Origin of the sequence: Gardnerella sp. 26-12, assembly GCF_001660745.1 — a bacterium.
Taxonomy (GTDB): Bacteria; Actinomycetota; Actinomycetes; order Actinomycetales; family Bifidobacteriaceae; genus Bifidobacterium; species Bifidobacterium swidsinskii.
This window is the reverse complement of sequence record NZ_LWSR01000052.1, coordinates 8,855-12,888: the sequence shown is the minus strand read 5'-3', so window position 1 is coordinate 12,888 and position 4,034 is coordinate 8,855. Positions and strand designations below refer to the sequence as shown.

The 4,034-nt window shown below is 45.6% G+C and carries 4 protein-coding genes; 1 reads left to right on the top strand and 3 read right to left on the bottom strand.

The window, feature by feature from the left end; all coding sequences use genetic code 11:
- Window positions 1-88 precede the first annotated feature (88 nt).
- Window positions 89-904 carry a fumarylacetoacetate hydrolase family protein gene (locus A5295_RS03720; protein ID WP_064621735.1) on the top strand — a complete coding sequence of 272 codons (816 nt, stop codon included), beginning with the start codon at window positions 89-91 and terminating at the stop codon, window positions 902-904.
- A 38-nt stretch (window positions 905-942) separates the two neighbouring features.
- Here the strand turns inward: A5295_RS03720 and A5295_RS03715 are convergent, their stop codons facing one another.
- The 3 genes from A5295_RS03715 to A5295_RS03705 form a co-directional block, all read right to left on the bottom strand.
- Entirely contained in the window at window positions 943-1,746 is an 804-nt protein-coding gene (locus A5295_RS03715; RefSeq protein ID WP_064621734.1) for a YggS family pyridoxal phosphate-dependent enzyme, read from the bottom strand.
- A 33-nt stretch (window positions 1,747-1,779) separates the two neighbouring features.
- A complete protein-coding gene (locus A5295_RS03710) occupies window positions 1,780-2,829 on the bottom strand; it encodes a glutamyl-Q tRNA(Asp) synthetase (RefSeq protein ID WP_064621733.1) in 1,050 nt (349 codons plus the stop codon).
- Window positions 2,830-2,971: 142 nt separating this feature from the next.
- Window positions 2,972-3,703 (bottom strand): MIP/aquaporin family protein, encoded by a 732-nt coding sequence (locus A5295_RS03705; protein ID WP_032842372.1) that lies wholly within the window; start codon window positions 3,701-3,703, stop codon window positions 2,972-2,974.
- Window positions 3,704-4,034: the final 331 nt, after the last annotated feature.

The following is a 4,034-nucleotide window of genomic DNA, read 5'->3' as shown; positions in this document are numbered from 1 at the left end:
CAAATAATTTAATTAAGTAGTAAGCAAAGTTTAGTTAAGTATCGAGCAATGCTTAATTAAGTAGCAAATATGTCGTAATCTTAAAAACATGAGAATTGCACGTTTTTCGTATAATGAAGTTCCGCAATACGCTTTCGTCCAAAAAGACGAAACCGACGGTAAAGATTATTTAGTAGCCCTTGAAGGACATCCTTTAAGTCCGCAAGGAGTTAAGCCAACTGGTAAACGTTACGCGTTGGACGCTGATGGCGTGCGTTTACTCGTGCCTGTAATTCCATCAAAAGTATACGGATTGGCAAAAAATTACGATACCCGTTCTGGCGACGAGCGCGCTGCTTCTCCTGCGGCATCTTCGCATACTGCTGCAGACATGGTGATTTTTACAAAGCCGAGCACTTCTGTAATTGGTCCGGACGATCCGATTGTGATTCCTGCTTGCTCAAACGACATGAATTTTGAGCCAGAAGTGGCAGTTGTTATGGGCAAAATCGCCAAAAATGTAACTGCAGCTACCGCAATGAATTACGTTTTTGGCTTTACTTGCGTAAATGACGTAACTTTACGAGATTGCGCAGGAAGCGACCCAATGTGGACGCGCGCAAAAGGTTTCGACACTTCTTGCCCACTTGGACCTTGGATTACAACCGAGCTAAATTGGCGCGATGCACATATTTCATTTACGCTTAATGGTGAAAATGTGCCGGAAGCTGACGGCACTACAGCTCGACTTATTCACAGTATTCCTGAGCAAATTGCAGCGATTTCAAGCTTCTCAACGCTTCTTCCAGGAGACGTGATTTTGACAGGAACCCCATACCCGGCTGGGACTTTACGCGCGGGTGACGAAGCGATTGTACACGTAGATGGCATCGGTTCGCTGCGCAATGTGATTGTGCATGCGTAACTACAATCATCAATTTGGCTTAAAACTTTGACTTAAGACTACACAAATGCGCGTGGGCCAAAGATTGCCGAACCGATTCGAACCATCGTCGAGCCTTCTGCAATCGCCCACGCAAAATCGCCGGACATTCCCATCGAAAGCTCTAATTTTGCAGAGTTTCCATCATAATCTTGCGCGAGTTGTTCACTCACACAATCTCTAATTTCTCGCAATTTTGCGAAACCACTTCTCACTATTTTTTCATCATCTACGCGCGCTCCAAGAGTCATAAATCCGCGCAAATTAAGCGCCGGCAGGCTAGATATAGCGAGCGCTTCATCAATCGCACGTTCTGGCGCACACCCCGATTTTGTAGCTTCTCCCGAAACGTTCACTTCCAACATAACGTCTGTGCAAAGTCCCAAATTTTGCGTGCGTGTAGATATTTTTTGCGCAAGTTCAATGCCGTCAACCGACTGAATACCATTTGCAAGTGGTAAAACTTTATTTATTTTATTACTTTGCAGCTGACCGATTAAGAAGTAGAGTGGAATTTCACCGTTTACACCAACGCTTAAACCTTCTCTAGCAGCTTCCGCGCGTAAAATTTCGGCTTTTGCAACGATTTCTTGTGGACGATTTTCCCCAATTACTCGCACTCCTGCTCTGAGCGCTGCCATGATTTCGCCAACATCTCGCGTTTTAGTTGCGGCAAGTAGCGTAACCGACTCAGCTTTGCGACCATAATGCGATTCGGCTTGAGCAATGGCGTCTTGCACGCTGTGCACGCCGTCGGCAATTTGACGCGCACGAACACAATCGACCTCAGTATTCGCTAAATCTTTTTGCGTCATATATGCCATTTATGCCCCAATCTATCAATCTAAATACATAGTTTAGTCGAGGAAGGGCACGGATTTGTCGGCTAGGTTTGCGCGAACAGAATCCCACGGCGTGTCAAGGCTTTCAAACAACGCAAGCGCATCGGCAGCACTCATATCTACCGATTGATTTTGACCATGCTTTTTGTATTCCAGAAGATACATACAATAGCCAATCATGCGCTCGGCACTCCAGCCAGATTCTCGAAGCGCACCGACGTCTAGCGAGTGCTTACTTTTTGCAAGCCGCTCACCTTGAGCGTTATCAATTAGCGGCAAGTGCGCAAATTGCGGACGCACATAATGCGTACCGTGAGCCGCAAAAAATCCTGATTTTTCAAGCAGCTCACCAATCCAAATTTGAAGCGCCGCAGAACGAAGCAAATCGCGGCCGCGCACAATGTCGTTTACTCCGCTCAGAACATCGTCAACAACAACCGCAAGTTGATACGAAAAAACGCCATCCGCGCGGCGAATCACCATGTCACCCAAATCGCGATCAATATTAAAAGATTGCACGCCAAAAATCGCGTCTTCAAAATCAATATTTGCTTGTCTTAAATCAGCAGGCGGCACCGCAAGTCGCAAAGAATGTTGCTGGTTATTTTGCAAACGCTTTTCGATTTGTGCCAAACCTTCCGCAGTTTTGCGCAGATTTCTGCACGTACCCGGATAGCGTATAAAACCGTCGCCTTCCTGCGGAGCTGCAATCGCGCGAATATCGGAACGCGAGCAAAAACAAGGGTAGATTAGCGAATTTCCATCTTCATCTTGCAAAGATTCTAGTGATTCAAGAGCCTCTTGGTAAATTGCAGTTCGCTCATGCTGATAAGTCGGCTCACCAACCCAATCAAGGCCAGCCCACTTCAAATCGTCAATCACTCGCGCGCTAGCATCCTTCGGCATGCGAGCAATATCAAGATCTTCCAAACGCAAAAGCATGTAGCCGCCCTGCGATTTCGCAGAAAGCCACGCAGCCAACATTGCTACCATATTGCCAATATGCATACGCCCGGAAGGAGTAGGCGCAAAACGACCAATTGCAATAGTTGACTTCGAAAACATGATTTAGTCTTTCTTAATATCTTTAATTAATAAGCATAAACTTGCAAAGCATAAGCTTACAAAATAAAAAGCGCGTAACGCATTCATACTAGCATTACGCGCTTCTTACAATCGCAATCAAGCACAGCTAAAAGCAACTACTTTATGCAAATAACGACTTATACATAACCACACCCAAGATTGCGCCGGCAATAGGAGCAATAACTGGAATCCACGCTTCACCCCAGCGAGAAGATCCCTTGTGCGGAATTGGCAAAATTGCGTGAAGCAAACGCGGCATAAGATCACGAGCAGGATTCAAAGCAGGACCAGTTGGTCCGCCCATAGAAGTCACCAAACCCCAAACCACGAAGCCGACAACGATTGAAGCGCCAGCCAAATTCTTCTCACCCCATGGAGAGGTAAGGCAGCAAAGAGCAGCCAGAACAAGCACAAGTGTGCCGAAGAACTCGTTAAGGAAGTAGTTAAGCTTGTTGTTATACGCATCCGTAGTGCAGAAAGTGCCAAGAATTGCTTCTGGCTCCTCAGTTTCGTTGTAGTGTGGCAAATACGTTACGTACACAATAAGCTGACCAACCAGCGCACCTAAAAGCTGAGCTACAATATAAGGCACAACGTTAGCCCATGGGAACATGCCGTTTACAGCTTGCGCAATTGTCATAGCAGGATTGATATGCGCGTGGGAAATTCCGCCAAACATGAGCACTGGGAACATAACACCAAAACCGTAGCCCATAGCAATATTTAGCCAGCCAGCATGGTGCCCTTTAGTATTTTTTAATTCAACGTTTGCTACAGCACCGTTTCCGAAAATCATGAGAATAGCAGTGCCAATAAATTCTGCAGCCAACATTGCCATAAACGAATGTTGCATGGTCCTTCGATCCTTCTTACCTGTTTCAAACTCCACACACGTAATCACGCGCATAAATAACGACTCGTCACTTAACAATCGTCCAACAACTCGCAATTGCGATTAGCACAGCATGGAACACAATATATTCTCATTTTCAAAGAAGCTAAGAAAATGAATTCCAACATTTATTCTTTGATAGTTTCCCTTATACGCGCGACAGTCTGCGTAAATAGTAAAATCGCCCTCACATCAAAAGAGGCCCGCCACTTTGGCGAGCCTCTTATCTACAAAAACAATATCTGCGGTTTCATCTTCACAACATCCTCGTTGCAACGGTTAAAGTCTTAAA

What these genes read in the sequence shown, in the direction of transcription:
- A5295_RS03720 (WP_064621735.1), top strand. Translation starts at nt 89, where the DNA reads ATGAGAATTGCACGTTTTTCGTATAATGAAGTTCCGCAATACGCTTTC.
- A5295_RS03715 (WP_064621734.1), bottom strand. Translation starts at nt 1,746, where the DNA reads ATGGCATATATGACGCAAAAAGATTTAGCGAATACTGAGGTCGATTGT.
- A5295_RS03710 (WP_064621733.1), bottom strand. Translation starts at nt 2,829, where the DNA reads ATGTTTTCGAAGTCAACTATTGCAATTGGTCGTTTTGCGCCTACTCCT.
- A5295_RS03705 (WP_032842372.1), bottom strand. Translation starts at nt 3,703, where the DNA reads ATGCAACATTCGTTTATGGCAATGTTGGCTGCAGAATTTATTGGCACT.